This is a genomic window from Streptomyces sp. NPDC007901 (assembly GCF_042959465.1).
Classification (GTDB): Bacteria; Actinomycetota; Actinomycetes; order Streptomycetales; family Streptomycetaceae; genus Streptomyces.
In genome coordinates, this window is record NZ_JBIBKW010000006.1 from 257,200 (window position 1) to 273,800 (window position 16,601).

Genomic DNA, 16,601 nt, shown 5'->3' on the forward strand with positions numbered 1-16,601 from the left:
GAAGGGAGTGTGCGCCCGCGTGAGCGCCGGGTGAAGACGCCGGCGAATCCTTGTTGCAGTCTTAACGCATACGCCCCTCACCTGGGGCTACACGCGCTCAACTGTCGTATGCGGGAGTGACGTAGACCGTCCTCGGCGGCAGGTACTCGACCACCATCACCACCGTGCCCCGCTCGAACCGGCCGGTGCCGTCGGCGGCGTACGCGAGGAAGTGCTCGGCGCCCCCACGTACCCTGACGATCACCTCGCCGACGAGTCCGGGCCCGACCGTTCCGGTGACCCGCCCCATGAGCCCGACCATCGACGCATCGTCCATGGTCAGAGGGTACGGGCAGGTCAACCGGCAGGAAAGCCGCCCGCCCTCACGCGGCCGGGGAGTCCACGGGCACGGCCTGCGGCGGCCAGTGCTCGTGCCAGCGCAGCGCGGCCTCCAGCTGGGCGGCGACGGAGACGAGCAGCGGCTCGCTGTCCGCCGGTCCGAGCAGCTGGGCGCCCACCGGCAGACCGTCCCCGACGAATCCGGCGGGCACGTTGACCCCCGGCCAGCCCAGCACGTTCCACGGCCAGGCGTACGGACAGGCGGCGATCATCGCCCGGTCGGTGGCGAACTGGCCGAGGCCCAGCAGCGCGCCGATCCGGGGCGGGGGAGCGGCGGTGGTCGGCGCGAGGACCACGTCGTACGACGCGAAGAAGCCGCCGATCCTGCGTTGCAGCCCGGCCTCCGCGCGCCGGGCCGCCCGCAGTGGGACCCCGCCGAGCAGCCGGCCCAGGCGGGCCGCCTCCAGGGTGCGCCTGTCGAGGAGTCGGGGGTGCGGTGCCTCGCGGACGCGCTCGGCGATCCCGACGGTGGCGCGCGGCATGAAGGAGAGCCCGATCTGGCCGTAGGGCGGGTCGGCCTCCTCCACCGTGTGGCCCAACGCGGCGAGCCTCTCGGCGAGTTCGAGAACCCGGGCGCGTACGTCCGGCTGCAGGCGGGCGGGCAGCGCCGTGAACGGCGGCTTCAGGGAGAGCGCGATGCGCAGCCGCCCGGGGTCGCGGCCCACCGCGTCGGCGAGGGTCAACCGGGTCGGCTGATGCGGGTCCTGGGGGTGGTTCCCGCTCGCCGCGTCGAGCAGCAGTACGGCGTCGGCGACCGTCCGGGCAAGGGTGCCGTTGACCGTGATGCCCTGGAAGGACTCGCCGCGCGGCCAGGTGGAGATACGGCCGCGCTGCGGTTTGATGCCGATGAGGTGCGTCCAGGAGGCCGGGATGCGCACGGATCCGGCGCCGTCCGAGCCGAGCGCGGCCGGCACGAGCCCCGCCGCGACGGCGGCCGCGGACCCGCCCGAGGACCCGCCCGGGGTGTGCTGCGGCTGCCACGGATTACGAGTGTCGCCGAAGGCCGGCCCCTCCGTGAACGGCCACTGCCCCAGCTCACAGGTGTTGGTCTTCCCGATGATGACCGCCCCGGCCGCGCGCAGCCGTCGTACGGCTTCCCCGTCCTGAGCCACCGGCGGGAAGTCGCCCCGGCAGCCGAAGGCGGTCGGCTCGCCGGCCACGTCCATGTCGTCCTTCACCGCGACCGGCACTCCGAGCAGCGGACGGCGCGCGCCGTCGGCCAACTCCCGGTCGGCGGCGTCCGCTTCGGCGAGCGCGGCCGAAGTGCGCACGATCCGGAAGGCGTTGAGGGAACCCTGGGTGGCCTCGATCCGCGCCAGGCACGCCTCGACCAGCTGACGTGACGTCACCTCACCGGCTGCCAGGGCGCGTACGGACTCGGCGAGGCCTGCGGAACGGTCGTACGGCATAGGGCGAACCCACCTCCGGCGGTACGGGATTTACCGGAGAGTAACGTCGATCCGGCCTCCGCAGTACAGGTTTCGCACAGCCGACGTCCAGCTGCGCCCCAGTCCTGCTCAAAGCATTGACGTGAACCTGTCGCTCCTCTTACTTTCTGCGCGACTTATCGAACCCAGTTCGACATACCGGACGCGCCGCACTGTGTCCGCGTCTGCACGAGCCCCCGGGAGAGCCGCCGTGACCACACGTCCCCCCGCCCCGTCCCGCCCCACGCCGTCCCGCCGCACCCTGCTCCGCGCGCTGGCCGCCCTGCCGGCCACCGCCCTGGTCCTCGGCGAACTGCCCGGACTGCTCGGCACGGCCGAGGCCGCCGCCCCCGCCAGCGGCTACGCCACCCGCTACACCATCGTCCCGTTCCTCGACAGCGACGACGGCACGGTGAACGTCTACCAGTCCGACGACGCGACGGACTTCCGCCTCCTCCAGTCCTCGGCCTACACCCCGCCCGGCAACCGCATCCGCGACGCCAGTGTCTTCAAGCACGCGGACGGCTACTACTACATCACCTACACCACCCACACCTGGGAGGACGAGAGCACCACCATCGGCTTCGCCCGCAGCGCCGACCGCGTCAACTGGACGTTCCTGTACGACTACACGGTCCCGATCACCGACCTGTCCCGGGCCTGGGCGCCCGAGTGGTTCGTGGACAGCGACGGCAGCGTCAACATCATCGTGTCCTGCTCCACCACCGACGACGAGTGGATCTTCACCCCGTACCTCCTGACGGCCACCAGCTCGGCCCTCACGGCCTGGACGTCACCGGTCGCCCTCTCCGGCATCGGCTCGAACCACATCGACACGTACATCGTGAAGGTGGGCTCGACCTACCACGCGTTCACGAAGAACGAGACCGCGAAGTACATCGAGTACGGCACGGCATCGGCCCTCAAGGGTCCCTACACGATCTCCAGGACCGGCGACTGGGCGGGCTGGGGCAGCTACCGCGAGGGCCCGTCCGTCATCCAGCTCGACAACGGCGGCTGGCGCGTCTTCTTCGACGGCTACGGCGACGGCACCTACTACTACAGCGACAGCTACGACACCTTCGCCACCTGGAGCACCCCCACGGCCCTCCCGACGCTCTCCGGCACGGCCCGCCACTTCACGGTCATCAAGGAGACGGTGTCGGGCGGCCCGTCGGTGACGAAGAACGCGACCCGCTCCTTCCGGTCGGCCAACTACACCACGCGCTACTGGGAGGAACAGTCCTCCCTCCTCAACCTCCCCGTGGTGACCAGCTCCAGCGCCTCCGCAGACAAGACGGCCGCCACCTTCACGGTCGTCGCGGGCCTGGCCGACTCCAACGCGTACTCCCTCCGCGACTCCGCCGGCAACTACCTCCGCCACTACAACTTCCGCGCCCGCTTCGACACCGACGACGGCACGACCACCTTCGCCAAGGACGCCACCTTCATCGCCCGCACCGGCTCCACCAGCAGCTCGGTCCGCTTCGAGTCCTACAACTACCCCGGCTACTACCTGCGCCACTACAACTACCAACTCCGCGTGGACATCACGCCGGGCACGGATCTCTTCCGCCAGGACAGCTCGTTCGTACCGGCGGCTCCCTGGGCCTGACCTGCACTGCTGCTGACCTGGAGATGGTGTATGCCCCGGTGTGACCCGTCTGGCATGAGGTAACTGTGGGCCCTGGTTGAGTCGTTGCTGTGGGCCCAGAAGGCTCCCGGGCCGAAGCCGGTGGAGGCGAAGCCCAAGGCGGTGAGCTTGCCCACCAGTTGAGGTGACGCGGCGTTTGCCCGGCCGGGGGGCAGGGGTGGTGGCGTGCGGAGACTCCGATACGGCCGGTGGCAGCTGCCGGGCCGGCACCGCGTCCCGCCGGAGGCCGCACTCCCCGCAATGGCGCCGGCAGCGCAGGCGGCGAGAGGGCGGCAGTCGGGCAGGATCCCGTCTCTTCAGTCCCGCTTGGCCGGGATGGCGGCTTCGAGGGAATCCCGACGGTCTTGGCTGCAGAGCGGGCCACGGCGCCGGATTGTCCGGGCTTGGTCATGGACGTGTTGAGGGGGCGGCAGCCGATGGCCCGGGCAAGGTGCCGACGAGGCTGAGGAGTCCGTGCAGTGCCGGTGTGGCTTCTGCGGACGGGTGGGCCAGGGCGAGGTCCACGGTGGGCATGGGTGCGGTCACATGCTTGAGCCGGACTCCTGGTATGCGCAGTGCGCGGGCACGTCCCTCGGGTACCGGTGCGATGCCGGTGCCGGCGGCGACGCTGAGGAGGAGTTGTTCGTCGTCGGGTTCTTCCCGCACGATGCGCGGCCCGTGGGCGGGCCACAGCTGCCGGGTGATCAGGTCGTGCATGCCGGGGGCGTTCTCGCGCGGCCAGAGGATCACGGGTTCGGTGGCGATGTGGCTGCGGGTGATCCTGCGTTCGCGGGCGAGTGGATGGCCCGCGGGGACGGCCAGGAGGAGTTCCTCGCGGGCGATGTGCCGGCACTCCAGCCCCGCGTTGTCCAGCGGGGGACGGACGAAGGCGGCGTCCAGCCTCCCGGCGAGCAGTTCGGTGATGTTGTGTGCGGTCCACCCGGTCCGAACGACGAGATCCACGTCCGGATGGCGGGTACGGAACGCGGCGATGAGCGCGTCGACGGGACCGCCGCGGGCCGATCGCGTCAGGGCCAGGCGCAGCTGCCCCTGCCGCCCGCCGACGGCCGCCCGGATCCGTTCCCGCGACGCGTCCGCGTGAGCCAGCAGTTCACCGGCTTCGCGGGCCACGACCTCGCCGACGGCCGTCAACCGGCAGCCCCGGCTGCCGCGTTCGAGCAGCGGAGCGCCGATGTCCCGCTCCAGTGCCTTGATCTGCTGGCTCAGGGCGGGCTGGGCGATGTGCAGCCGATGCGCGGCCCGCGTGAAGTTCAACTCCTCCGCCAGCACCAGGAAGTACCGCAGCCGCCGCAAGTCCATCCCCCAACGATAAGTGTTTCTTATGGTGCTGGCCATGACTGGTCTTGGACAGTGCGCCAACGTGCCGCCGACAGTGGAACGCACACGGTTCGGCGAGCAAGGGGGAGGCATGGGCGACAGGTTCGACGCGGTCGTCGTCGGCGCCGGGATCATCGGGCTCACCACCGCGCTGCGCCTGCAGCAGGCCGGTGCCCGCGTCGCCGTGCTCACGGCCGAGCCGCCGGGCGAGACGACGTCCTCCGTCGCCGCGGCCGTCTGGTATCCAACCCGCACCCGGTTCGAGCCGCGCGTACTGGACTGGGCCACCCGCACCTACGACGAGTTCGCCCGCCAGGCGGCGGACGGGGTGCCCGGCGTGGTCATGCGCCCCACCCGGATGCTGCTGCGCGGCGAGAGTCACGACGTCCCCTGGTGGGCCGGGGCCATCCCTGGCCTGCGCACCCTGTGCGGGGACGAGGTGCAGGGCCCGTTCACCGGCGGCTGGGCGTTCACCGTTCCGACCGTGGAGATGTCCCCCTACCTGCGCTGGCTCCAGCGGACCTTCACCGCGGCGGGCGGCACGCTGATCCGTCGCCGCATCGACGCCCTGGAACAGGCGGGCGTATGGGCTCCCACGGTGGTGAACGCCTCCGGGCTGGCCGCCCGCGCCCTGTGCGGCGACACCGAAGTACACCCGGCACGAGGTCAGTTGGTCCTCGTCGCCAACCCGGGGCTGCACACCTCCCTGCGCGACGAGGACAACGCCGACGGCCACACCTACGTCCACCCCCGCAGCACGGACATCGTCCTCGGCGGCACCTTCGAGGTCGGCGAATGGGACACCACGCCGTCCCCGGCCACCGCGGCCGCGATCCTGCGCCGCTGCACCGACCTGCTGCCGGAACTGGCCGGCGCCCCGGTCCTCGGCCACCGGGTGGGCCTACGGCCCTGGCGAGACGGCGGCGTCCGCCTGGAGACCGACCCGCACCCGCACGGCCGGGTGCGGCGACTGGTGCACAACTACGGCCACGGAGGCGCCGGAGTCACCCTGGCCTGGGGCTGCGCGGACGCCGCGACCGCCCTGGTCGCCTGGGCCGTTCGACCGGGCTGAGCCGCCTCCGCTCGCAACTCCCCTTCGTACGGCCCCACACGTGCCCCCCGCACCGCTCCTCCGCCCGCACTGATCCGCTCGTACTGCTCCTCCCCTTCTCAAGGACTGGGTGTGCGCCGATGGAATCCACCGAACCAGCAGAGATCACCACTCCCGCTACGGTGGCTGGTGGGATACGACCGAACCCCGGCCGGCGGCCGGTGAAGCGCCCGGCCACAGTGCGGCGCCGCACACTGCTGCTTGCCGCGCTCGGTGCGAGTGCCGTCGCCGTCCCGCTCGCGGTGATCGAGTCGAGAACCGACGACGCCGCACCCCGCAACGTCGTGTTCGCCCTTCCCGACGGCTACGCCACCTGCGTGGCGTTCAGCCCGGACGGAAAGACTCTGGCCGCCGGGCTGTCCGGACTTCAGGGCACACACAGCACGCTGCGGTTGTGGGACGTGGCCGAGGGCACCTCGACCGCACCCTGGCCCGACCAGATCGAAGACGTGGCGAAGTTGGCCTTCGGCCCGGACGGCAAGACCCTGGCCACGACCGGCGAGACCCTTGAGGTGTCCCTCTGGAACCGGGCAGATCGCACCCGTATCGCCCTGCCCCATCCCCAGCTCACCCTGGACCTGGCATTCGCCCCGGACGGCCGGACCCTGGCCACCGGCTGCCGCGACGGCGCGGCCCGGCTGTGGGACCTGCCCACCCGCACCGTCACCGCCACGCTGACGACTCAGGGCATGGCAGTGGTCAACGCGGTGGCCTTCAGCCCGGACGGCCAGACCCTGGCCACCGGCAGCGCGGACCTCACCGAAAGCCCGGTGCGACTGTGGGACCTGCGCACCCGCACGGTCGCGGCCACCCTCGTCGCCCCGCTCTGGCACGGTTTCAAGCCCGTCGCGTTCGGGCCGACCGGCCACATCGTGGCCACCGGCAGCGCCGACAACATCGTGCGCCTGTGGAACTCGGTGACCGGCACTGTCCTCACCGAACTCACAGGCCATACCGGCCCCGTGACGACAGTGGCGTTCAGCCCCGACGGAGACATCCTGGCCACCGGCGGCGAGGACAGGACCGTGCGGTTGTGGGACACGAGCACACTCGACGCCGTCCCCATCGACACCCTCACCGGCCACACCGACAAGGTGACATCGGTGGCCTTCAGCCCAGAGGGCAAGACCCTGGCCTCGGCCGGCCTCGACGGCACGGTGCGGCTGTGGCCGAATCGGTGATCCCGCCCCGGCCACGCACAACTCCCGCGGAAAACAACCCGATCGACCATGGAAGGTACCCGATCATGGCTGTCAGAGATGCGGTGCCCGGGCACGGAACCACGTTGCGTGGCAGAGGCGGAACCGCGCACCTGCGGCGCGACAGCGTCGCGCTCGACCGGGCGGGGATCCGACTGGTCGTCCCACTGGAGGCGATCGAGAGCGTCCATGTCACCAGGGACAGGCGCCCCACCGCCGCGATCCGGCTGAACTCGACGGCCACCAAGGCCCCGGCAACCACCCTCTGCACGATCGGCTCCCGCAACACCGAGGAGATGGAGGCCTTCGCACGCGCCGTCAACGCGGCGCTCCCGCAACGGGACGAGACCGAACGGTGCGTCGACGGTGCGGCCCTGGTGAAGGCGGAGGAGCGCCCCTACACATCCGTGACAACATTCCGGCCGATCATGTCTCCGGCCCAGGCACGGGCCTGTGGCGTGTTCGCCTGCCTCTTCGCCCTCGGCCTGCTGCCCGCCGTGCTGGCGGGCGACGGGCGCCTCACCCAGTTGTGGATCGGCGGCTTCCTGGCGACCGCGTGGGGCTGCGTCATCGCCCACGGCACCTGGCGCGCCACGGTGACGTGGTGGCTGCTGCACCGCTACGGCGTGACGACCATGGCCAGCGCGAGCTACTACCCCGGCTCCGACGTGAACGGCCCGGATGCATAGTGTTCTCGTTCACCGACACCAGCGGCACCAATCACACATTCGAACGCACGGGCTGGACCACAGGGCGCGACAAGAGGATCGCCTACGACCCGGCCGGACCCGACTTCGCCAGGGGGCCGGCAAAACCATGGGCCAGAACCCTGCTCCTGCTGATCCACCTCCTGCTCGGCGTGCCGGTCACACTCGCCGTGGCGGCCTTCCTGGTGTGGTACTTCACCACCGCGATGCACACGTAGAACAGGCCCAGGCCCCTCCGCCACCGACCGGCCCGGGCCTTGGGCAGCCGGCCATCGGGCCGGACCCCCGCTCCCATCGGACGGCGAGTCGCTTGAAGTGGTGCGGCAGCGCGAAAGTCTGCTCGACCACGTAGCGAAGCTTGCCCATGCCCTGAATGTTCGGGGTGCCCTTGCGGGAGATGACTGGCAGGATTCGACGCTTGCGGAGTTCGTCGCGGTTGCGGTGGGATGCCGTCGACCAGGGCGAGGGTCTGGGTGACGTCGTTGACGTTGGCCGCAGTAGTGATGACCTTGAGCGGAGTCGGCACCCCCCTTTTTTTTTCGCACGGATGTGGGAGCCGTCCACACAGGGTCAAGCTGTGCCGACGGCGCCGGCCACTACGAGATGTACGACGAACCCGAATACGTCGACGTTGCCGTCGAACGACTCACCAGCTTCTAGGTGAACAACCTGTAAGGCATCCGAACCGGCGAATCGGGTCACTGGGTCACTGTCATGTCCCTGCACGGCGGTTCGGACTCGCCCCGGACCCACCGCCCCTGGACTCGTCCCGGATCCGTCCCAGGGCCGCCCGAGTGGCCGGGCCCACCCGCGGATGCCAGCCTGGGGAGCCGGGGGCCCGGAAACCGGCCCGGGGTTCCGATCGTCGGAGGGACGGAAGCGGATGGCCTCTGACCTGTCCGGCCCGGCCGTCTCCCGGCAGGAGTTCGACGCGCTGTTCGCCTCGCTGCGTACCTGGGGGCGCTGGCGGCCGGCCGACCGCGGGGCCTTCAACCGGGTGACCGCCGGGCACGCGCGCCGGGCCGCCGCGCTGGTGCGGTCCGGGACGGTCGTACCGACGGCCCTGCCCTGGAACACCCGCCCCGGCCCGGACAACCCCAAGCCCGCCCTGCACCACATGACCGACCTCGGTGACGTGGAGAGCCCGGAACCGGCCACCCACAAGGACTTCCTCGCCGTCGACTACCACGGCAAGGGCGTCTCCCACCTCGACGCGCTCAGCCACGTCGCCTACCGGGGAGAGCTGTACGACGGCCGCCGCGCGCGCGACCACATCGATGCCGGGGGTGCCCGCTTCGGCGCGGTGTCGGCGCTCGGGCCGCTGGTCACGACAGGTGTGCTGCTCGACCTCCCCGCCGTCCTCGGCATCGACTGGCTGGAGCCGGGGCGGGCGGTACGCGCGGCGGACGTGCTCGCCGCCGAACGGGCGCTCGGCGTGACCATCGGCGAAGGCGACGCCGTGCTGCTGCGCTCCGGGCACGCCCGGCGCCGGCGGGAACGCGGCGCCTGGGACTCGGGGGCGTCGAGCGCGGGCTTCCACGTGGACGCCCTGCCGCTGCTGGCCGACCGCGGTATCGCGCTGCTCGGCGGGGACGGCGACAGCGACGTACGGCCCTCGCCCGTGCCCGGGGTGCACTCCCCGGTGCACGCCCTGGCCGTGGCCGCGATGGGGGTGCCGCTGCTGGACAACCTCGACCTGGAGGCGCTGTCCGCCGCGACCGCCGAGGCGGGCCGCTACACGTTCATGCTGGTCGTGGCGCCCCTCGACATCCCGGGCGGGACGGGATCGCCGGTCAATCCGGTGGCGGTGCTGTGACGGCCGACCATGACTCTCGCCGTCAATGTCCGTATTCTCTTTTATATCGGTTTCTTTACGAAATGATGATGATTCGACCGTGAGTGAGGCAGGGCGTGATGCGGTCCGGCAGGCAACTGGTGCCTGTGTGGCATCGGGAGGTTGACACGGGTCCCGCTCGTTTCCGCGAGCGGTTCCTGCAGGGTGAGCCGGTGGAGAGCGGCGTACGGGCGCCGATCAAGGACTCCTGGCTGCGCTGCCGGTCCCTCGGTCTCTCGCCGGACCGGTCCGACCTGCCCTTCCGCGACGACTTCGATCCAGGCGGGCGGATCGTGCGGGCGGCGGCGCCGGTGCTCGACCGGCTGCAGGTCCGGTTCGCGGGCAGCCAGATCAACATCTCCCTCGCGGACGCGAGCGGCATCGTCCTGCTGCGCCGCTTCGGCGACCCGTCGATGCCCCGCAGCCTGCCCGCGATCCAGGTGGAGCCCGGCTTCGTCTTCGCCGAGCGGTTCGCCGGCACCAACGGCATCGGGCTCGCCCTCGCCGAGCGCGGCCTGGTCCGCGTCTACGGTGCCGAGCACTTCGCGGAACGCGCCCAGGGCAACGCCTGCATCGCCCTGCCCGTCCGGGACCCGCTCAGCGGGCGGATGGAGGGCGTGCTCTGTTTCGGCTACCAGCGCAGCGCCGAGTCCCCGGTGCTCGGTGACATCATCCGCCGGGCCGCACGGGCCGTGGAACGCCGGCTGCTGCGGCAGAGCTCCGCACGTGAGCGCGTCCTGTTCAGGGCGTACGAGTCCGCCGCCGGCCTCGGCCGCGGAGTCGCCCTGGACGAACCGGCCCTGGACCTCCGTCCCGACGACCGGGCGATCCTCATGGAGAAGGCCGCCGAACTCATCTCCCGCGCCCAGCACGCCGCCGTGGGCGTCTCCCTGTCCGACGGCCGCCGGGTCACGCTCGTCAGCCGCCCGGTGGCCAGTCCCTCCGGTGTGCAGGGCCTCGCGGTCGAGATGCTGATGCCGGGGGCGGAGACGGGGGTGGGAGCGGGGGCGTCCGTGCTCGTCTCGCAGCATCGGCTCCGGCTGGGCGAGGTGCTCGGCCCTGCCGCGGGGGAGTGGCTCGAGTCTGCGGGGCGTGCGGCGCAGGGCGGCCTGCTCGGGGCCCCCACCGGCCGGGCGGCGGGGGCCGGGGGGCCAGTGGGCACGCCCGGCCTTCTCGTGGGCTGCGGCGCCCCGAGATCGTCAGCGCCCGGTGCTCCCGGCGGCGAACCGGCTGTCGCCGCCCCGCCGATGTGGTCGTCCCACCACGCCGCGACCCCACCGCTGCGACCGGGGCCGGACACCGAAGCCCCCGTCGGCACCGGAACCGATACCGACGCCGATGCCGAAGCCGGGAGTACCGACGCCGGGAGGGTCGAAGCCGGGAGCGCCGACGCCCCCCGCCGTCTGGTCCTCTTCGGTGAGCCCGGGGTGGGCGCCTACGCCCTTGCCGCGCGGCGCAGGCTGGAGCTGCTGTCCGAGGCCAGCACGCTGATCGGCACCACGCTCGACGTCCGGCGCACCGCCGAGGAGCTGGCGCAGACGGCCGTGCCGAAGCTGGCCGACTTCGTGACCGTCGACCTGCCCGACGCCGTGCTGCGCGGTGAGGAGGCCGACGACCCGCTGAGCGACCTGCGCCGGACGGTGGTGCACGGGGTCCGGGACGGGCTGCCCTTCACCCCGGTCGGCAAACGGATCGAGTTCGGCCCCGCCACCCCGCAGCTGCGCTGCCTGACCAACGGCCGGGCGGAGCTGGAGCCGGATCTGCAGGTCGCCGCGGGCTGGCTGGCCCAGGATCCCGAGCACACCGAGCGGCTGCTGGCCCATGTGCAGTCGCTGATCGCCGTACCGCTGGTGGCCCGGGGCGTCGCCCTGGGCATCGCCAGCTTCTACCGGGCGCTGGACTCCGCCCCCTTCGGCGACGACGACCGGTCGCTGGCCCAGGAGCTGGCCACCCGTGCCGCCCTCTCCATCGACAACGCCCGCCGCTACACCCACGAACGGTCGATGGTCCTGGCCCTCCAGCGCCGGCTGCTGCCGCACGGGCTGCCCGACCAGGACGCCGTGGACATCGCCCACCGGTATCTGCCCGCGGAGTCGGACGTCGGCGGCGACTGGTACGACGTCATCCCGCTCCCGGGCGCCCGGATCGGGCTGCTGGTCGGCGATGTCGTGGGGCACGGGATGCTCTCCGCCGCCACCATGGGCCGGCTGCGCACCGCCGCCCGCAGCTTCGCCGAGCTGGACTTCGCGCCGGACGAGGTGCTCAGCCATCTCGACGACCTGGTCGGCCGGCTGGACCGCGACGACCCCGACGGCGAGGGCTCCGGCATCATCGGAGCGACCTGCCTGTACGTCATCTACGACCCGACCGCGCAGCGTTGTGTCATGGCCCGGGCCGGCCACCCGCCGCCCGCGCTGGTCCGCCCCGACGGCGTGGTCTCCTACCCCGACCTGCCCGCCGGACCTCCGCTCGGGCTCGGCGGACTGCCCTTCGACGCCGTCGAGGTCGACCTGCCGGAGGACAGCCGGCTGGTCCTCTACACCGACGGCCTCATCGAGGACCGCAACCGGGACGTGGACGACGTACTCGAACGGCTGCGCGCCGCCCTGGCCCACCGCCCGGAACGCACGCCCGAGGAGACCTGCCAGGCGATCCTGGAGGGCGTGGCGCCCGACCACCCGTGCGACGACATCGCCCTGCTCGTCGTCCGCACCCACGCCCTGGCCCCCGACCGGATCGCCACCTGGGAACTGCCCGCCGACCCGGCCCTGGTCGGCGAGGTCCGCGCCGCCGCCCTCGGCAAGCTCGCCGAATGGGGCCTGGACGAGCCCGCGTTCGCGATGGAGCTGATCCTGAGCGAGCTGGTCACCAACGCCATCCGGCACGGGACCGGGCCGGTCCGGGTACGGCTGCTGCACCACCGGACCCTGATCTGCGAGGTCACCGACACCAGCAACACCGCCCCGCACCTGCGCCGGGCGGCCAGCACCGACGAGGGCGGCCGCGGCCTGTTCCTGGTCGCCCAGCTCTCCCGGGCCTGGGGCACCCGGCATCTGCCCGAGGGCAAGGTCATCTGGGCCGAATGCGGACTCGACGGCGCGTGAGACGGCGTGTGGGACCGCCTGCGGGACGGCGCGTGAGGCGTCGTCGGGTGCGCCATATCGTATGGATCGTACGGATTGATGTAATTTCTTACCGTGCGTGACGGCCAGGATGCGGCTTCCCCCTCCGCGGCGGACCCCGTGGTCGGCATCCGCGGGCTCGTCAAACGGTTCGGCGGGACCGTCGCCCTGGACGGCGTCGACCTCGATGTCCCGGCCGGCAGCGTCCTCGCGCTCCTCGGGCCCAACGGCGCCGGGAAGTCCACGCTCATCAAGGTGCTCGCCGGTGTCCACCGCCCCGACGCCGGACGGATCACCGTCGTCGGACACCCGCTCGGCAGCCATGCCGCCACCCGCGCCATGTCCTTCATCCACCAGGACCTGGGACTCGTGGACTGGATGACGGTCGCCGAGAACATCGCCCTGAGCACCGGCTACAGCCGCCGGGCCGGACTGATCTCCTGGCGCCGCACCCGGGAGCGCTGCGCCGCCGCGCTCCGGACCGTCGCCGCGCACCTCGACCCCGACGCGCCGGTCGCCCGGCTCGCCCCCGCCGAACGCTCCCTGGTCGCCATCGCCCGGGCCCTCGCGGCCGACGCGCGCCTCATCGTCCTCGACGAGCCCACCGCCCGCCTCCCGGCCGCCGACTGCGCCCGGCTCTTCCACGTCCTGCACGACCTGCGCGACCGCGGCCACGCGATCCTCTACGTCAGCCACCGCATCGACGAGGTCCACCAGGTCGCCGACACCTTCGCCGTCCTGCGCGACGGACGGCTGGTCAGCCGGGGCTCCCTCGCCGGGTACAGCGCCGCCCGCCTCGTCCACGACATCGTCGGCGCGCAGCCCCCCGCCCGCCGCCCCGCCGCCCGGGCCCCCGCCGAGGGACCGGTCGTCCTCACCCTCGACGGCCTGCGCACCATCGGCACCGGGCCGGTGAGCCTGACGCTGCGGGCCGGTGAGGCCCTCGGTCTGGTCGGCCTCTCCGGGGCCGGGCACGTCGAGCTGGGCCGGGCCCTTGCCGGCGCCCTGCCCGTCCTCGGCGGCACCGCCACGCTCGCCGGCCGGCCCTACCGCCCCCGCACGGTCGCCGACGCCGTCGCCCAGGGGGTCGGCCTGGTCCCCGGCGACCGGCTGCGGGAGGGCTGCCTCCCCCGGCTCACCGTGCGCGAGAACCTCCTCGCCAACCCCCGCGCCGACGGTGTCCCGGCCCTGCGCCCGATCCGCCCGCGCCGGGAACGGGCCGAGGCCGCCGGGCTGGTCGACCGGCTCGCCGTGCGCCCGCGCGACACCGAGGCGCCCGTCGCCACGCTCTCCGGCGGCAACCAGCAGAAGGTCATGATCGGCCGCCGGCTGCGCGCGGGCCCCCGCCTGCTGATCCTGGAGGAGCCCACCGCGAGCGTCGACATCGGTGCCCGGGGCGCGATCCACCGGCTGCTCGACGAGGCGCTCGCCGAGGGTCTCGCGGTGCTGCTCGTCTCCACCGACTTCGAGGAGGTCGCGGAGGTGTGCCGGCGGGCCGTCGTCCTCGTCCGCGGGTCGGTGACGGCCGAGCCGAGCGGCGCCGCCCTCACGGCGGCGGAACTCACCCGGGCGGCATCGGCCGTGCCCCCGCCCGGAACCGGCGGCCGGCCATGACCGGCCGTACGCCCCGCCCGGGCGGCCATCTGATCGGCTCCTACGGCCTGCCGGCCCTCACCCTCCTCCTCGTCCTGGTCTTCTCGCTCGCGCTGCCCCGGACTTTCCCCACCCTCGACACCGCCGACTCGATCCTGTCCACCCAGTCCATCCCGGCCGTCCTCGCGCTCGCCGCCACCGTCCCCGTCGTCACCGGCTCCTTCGACCTCTCCCTCGGTTACGGCCTCGGTCTCGCCCACGTCATGGTGATGAAGCTGATCGTCGAGGAGGGCTGGCCCTGGCCGCTCGCCTGTGCCGCCGTGGTCGTCGGCGGCGGTCTCGCCGGGGTCCTCAACGGGATCGTCGTGGAGTTCGGGCGGATCGACTCCTTCATCGCCACCCTCGGCACCGGCAGCATGATGTACGCGATCACCGGCTGGGTCACCGGCGGCGGCCGGATCGTGCCCGGACCTCAGGGCCTCCCAGCCGCCTTCACCGACCTCTACGACTCCCGGTTCCTAGGCCTGCCACTCCCCGCCTTCTACGTCCTCGCACTGGCCGCCGTCCTCTGGCTGGTGCTGGAGCGGCTGCCGCTCGGCCGGTACCTGTACGTCGTCGGCTCCAACCCGCGCGCGGCCGAGCTGGTCGGCATCCGGACCCGCCGCTGCACGGTGTACGCGTTCACCGCGTCGGGGCTGATCGTCGGTCTGGCCGGGGTGCTGCTCGCCGCCCAGCAGCAGCTCGGCAACCCCAGTGTCGGCCTCGACTACCTGCTGCCCGCCTTCGCCGCCGCCCTCCTCGGCTCGACGGCGATCAGGCCCGGCCGCCCCAACGTCCTCGGCACGGTCGTCGCCGTCGCCGTCCTCGCCGTGGGCCTCACCGGCATCGGCCAACTGGGCGCCGACTTCTGGACCGTCCCCCTCTTCTACGGCGGCACCCTCCTGATCGCCGTCGGTCTCGCGGGCTACGCCTCCCGCCGCCGCCTCCGCACCGACACCGGCCTCCCACCCGATCCCCCGAAACCGGCGGAGGGGGGTGCCGAATGACCCCCCGCCCGCGGAGCGTCCGGCGCCTCGCAGGGCGCGCTGTCCGGCCGGGTCGGTTCGTCCGCCGAGTTGCCGTTCTGCTGGTGACGGCGGTGGTGCTGGCCGGCTGTGAACACGGCTCGTCGTCGGGCGGGCCGGGGGAGTCGACCACCGGTCCGAACGGTTGCCCCGCCGTCTATGACACCGCCCGTGCCGCCGTCGCGCGGGCGGAGCGCACCGATGCGCCCTGGCGGGGGCCGACCACCGGGCCGCGTGCGGTGTCGGGCAAGTCCCTGGTGTACGTGGCCCAGACCATGACCAACCCGGGTGTCGCGGGTGTCGCGCAGGGTGTGCGGGAGGCCGCGCGGGTCGTCGGCTGGAATGTCCGGGTGATCGACGGCGGGGGCACCCCGGCCGGGATCCAGGCGGCGATGGGTCAGGCGGTCGCGCTCAAGCCCTCGGGGATCGTCATCGGCGGCTTCGACCCCAACTCCACCTCGCAGCAGGTGTCCCGGGCCGGCGCCGAGCACATCCCGCTGGTCGGCTGGCACGCGGTCGCCGCGCCGGGCCCCAGCCGGCGGCCCCCGCTGTTCAGCAACGTCACCACGCGCGTCCAGGACGTGGCCCGGATCAGCGCCCAGTGGATCATCGGGCACTCGCGCGGCCGGGCCGGGGCGGTGGTCTTCACCGACGCGTCGATCCCGTTCGCCCGCACCAAGTCCGACCTGATCAGGAAGGAACTCGCCACCTGCCGGGGGGTACGCGTCCTGGCGTACGAGAACATCCCGATCCCGGACGCGAGCAGCCGTACCCCGCGCGAGGTCGCCTCCCTCCTGTCCCGGTTCGGCGACCGGTGGACCCACTCCGTCGCCATCAACGACCTGTACTTCGCCGACGCCGCCCCCGCCTTCCGCGCGGCCGGCGCACCGGGTTCGGGGCCGCCGTACAACATCGGCGCGGGGGACGGCGACCCGTCCGCCTTCCAGCGGGTCAACAGCGTTCAGTACCAGTCCGCCACCGTCCCCGAGCCACTGACCCAGCAGGGCTGGCAGATCGTCGACGAGTTCAACCGCGCCTTCGCCGGCGGCGCGGCCAGCGGCTACGCGGCACCGGTGCATGTCTCGACCGCCGACAACACCGACGGCGCCACCTCCTGGGACCCGACGGGCTACCGGGAGGCGTACCGGAAGGTCTGGGGCAGGTGACGGACCGTCACGGAGGAGTCCGTCGGACG

General features: G+C 72.7%; 13 protein-coding genes. 10 read left to right on the top strand and 3 right to left on the bottom strand.

Going from position 1 to position 16,601, the window contains the following annotated elements; genetic code table 11:
- Window positions 1-97: 97 nt before the first annotated feature.
- Window positions 98-316, bottom strand: coding sequence for a hypothetical protein (locus tag ACFZDK_RS21545; protein ID WP_206306337.1), 219 nt, complete (start codon window positions 314-316; stop codon window positions 98-100).
- Window positions 317-362: 46 nt separating this feature from the next.
- Window positions 363-1,787, bottom strand: coding sequence for an amidase (locus ACFZDK_RS21550; RefSeq protein ID WP_390974606.1), 1,425 nt, complete (start codon window positions 1,785-1,787; stop codon window positions 363-365).
- A gap of 229 nt (window positions 1,788-2,016) precedes the next feature.
- Here ACFZDK_RS21550 and ACFZDK_RS21555 point away from each other — a divergent pair, with 229 nt between their 5' ends.
- Window positions 2,017-3,420 (top strand): AbfB domain-containing protein, encoded by a 1,404-nt coding sequence (locus tag ACFZDK_RS21555; protein ID WP_390974607.1) that lies wholly within the window; start codon window positions 2,017-2,019, stop codon window positions 3,418-3,420.
- Between the two features lie 426 nt (window positions 3,421-3,846).
- Here ACFZDK_RS21555 and ACFZDK_RS21560 read toward each other — a convergent pair whose 3' ends face one another.
- Window positions 3,847-4,758, bottom strand: coding sequence for a LysR substrate-binding domain-containing protein (locus ACFZDK_RS21560; RefSeq protein WP_390974609.1), 912 nt, complete (start codon window positions 4,756-4,758; stop codon window positions 3,847-3,849).
- 109 nt (window positions 4,759-4,867) lie between these two features.
- On the opposite strand from ACFZDK_RS21560, the gene ACFZDK_RS21565 reads away from it, so the two are divergent.
- From ACFZDK_RS21565 to ACFZDK_RS21605, 9 genes are all read left to right on the top strand, one after another.
- Window positions 4,868-5,848 carry an FAD-dependent oxidoreductase gene (locus ACFZDK_RS21565; protein WP_390974610.1) on the top strand — a complete coding sequence of 327 codons (981 nt, stop codon included), beginning with the start codon at window positions 4,868-4,870 and terminating at the stop codon, window positions 5,846-5,848.
- A 218-nt stretch (window positions 5,849-6,066) separates the two neighbouring features.
- A complete protein-coding gene (locus tag ACFZDK_RS21570; RefSeq protein WP_390974611.1) occupies window positions 6,067-7,068 on the top strand; it encodes a WD40 repeat domain-containing protein in 1,002 nt (333 codons plus the stop codon).
- A 65-nt stretch (window positions 7,069-7,133) separates the two neighbouring features.
- Window positions 7,134-7,775 carry a hypothetical protein gene (locus tag ACFZDK_RS21575; protein WP_390974613.1) on the top strand — a complete coding sequence of 214 codons (642 nt, stop codon included), beginning with the start codon at window positions 7,134-7,136 and terminating at the stop codon, window positions 7,773-7,775.
- Window positions 7,775-8,011, top strand: coding sequence for a hypothetical protein (locus ACFZDK_RS21580; RefSeq protein ID WP_390974614.1), 237 nt, complete (start codon window positions 7,775-7,777; stop codon window positions 8,009-8,011). The genes ACFZDK_RS21575 and ACFZDK_RS21580 overlap by 1 nt, the downstream gene beginning before the upstream one ends.
- A gap of 665 nt (window positions 8,012-8,676) precedes the next feature.
- On the top strand, window positions 8,677-9,609 hold the full coding sequence (locus ACFZDK_RS21585) for a cyclase family protein (RefSeq protein ID WP_390974615.1): 933 nt from the start codon (window positions 8,677-8,679) through the stop codon (window positions 9,607-9,609).
- A 98-nt stretch (window positions 9,610-9,707) separates the two neighbouring features.
- Entirely contained in the window at window positions 9,708-12,731 is a 3,024-nt protein-coding gene (locus tag ACFZDK_RS21590; RefSeq protein ID WP_390974617.1) for a SpoIIE family protein phosphatase, read from the top strand.
- A gap of 93 nt (window positions 12,732-12,824) precedes the next feature.
- The gene (locus tag ACFZDK_RS21595) at window positions 12,825-14,363 is read left to right on the top strand and encodes an ATP-binding cassette domain-containing protein (protein ID WP_390974618.1); all 1,539 of its coding nucleotides are present in this window, start codon (window positions 12,825-12,827) and stop codon (window positions 14,361-14,363) included.
- Window positions 14,360-15,388 (top strand): ABC transporter permease, encoded by a 1,029-nt coding sequence (locus ACFZDK_RS21600; RefSeq protein WP_390974620.1) that lies wholly within the window; start codon window positions 14,360-14,362, stop codon window positions 15,386-15,388. Before ACFZDK_RS21595 ends, ACFZDK_RS21600 begins: the two co-directional genes overlap by 4 nt.
- A gap of 83 nt (window positions 15,389-15,471) precedes the next feature.
- Window positions 15,472-16,572 (top strand): substrate-binding domain-containing protein, encoded by a 1,101-nt coding sequence (locus ACFZDK_RS21605; RefSeq protein WP_390974622.1) that lies wholly within the window; start codon window positions 15,472-15,474, stop codon window positions 16,570-16,572.
- Window positions 16,573-16,601 lie beyond the last annotated feature (29 nt).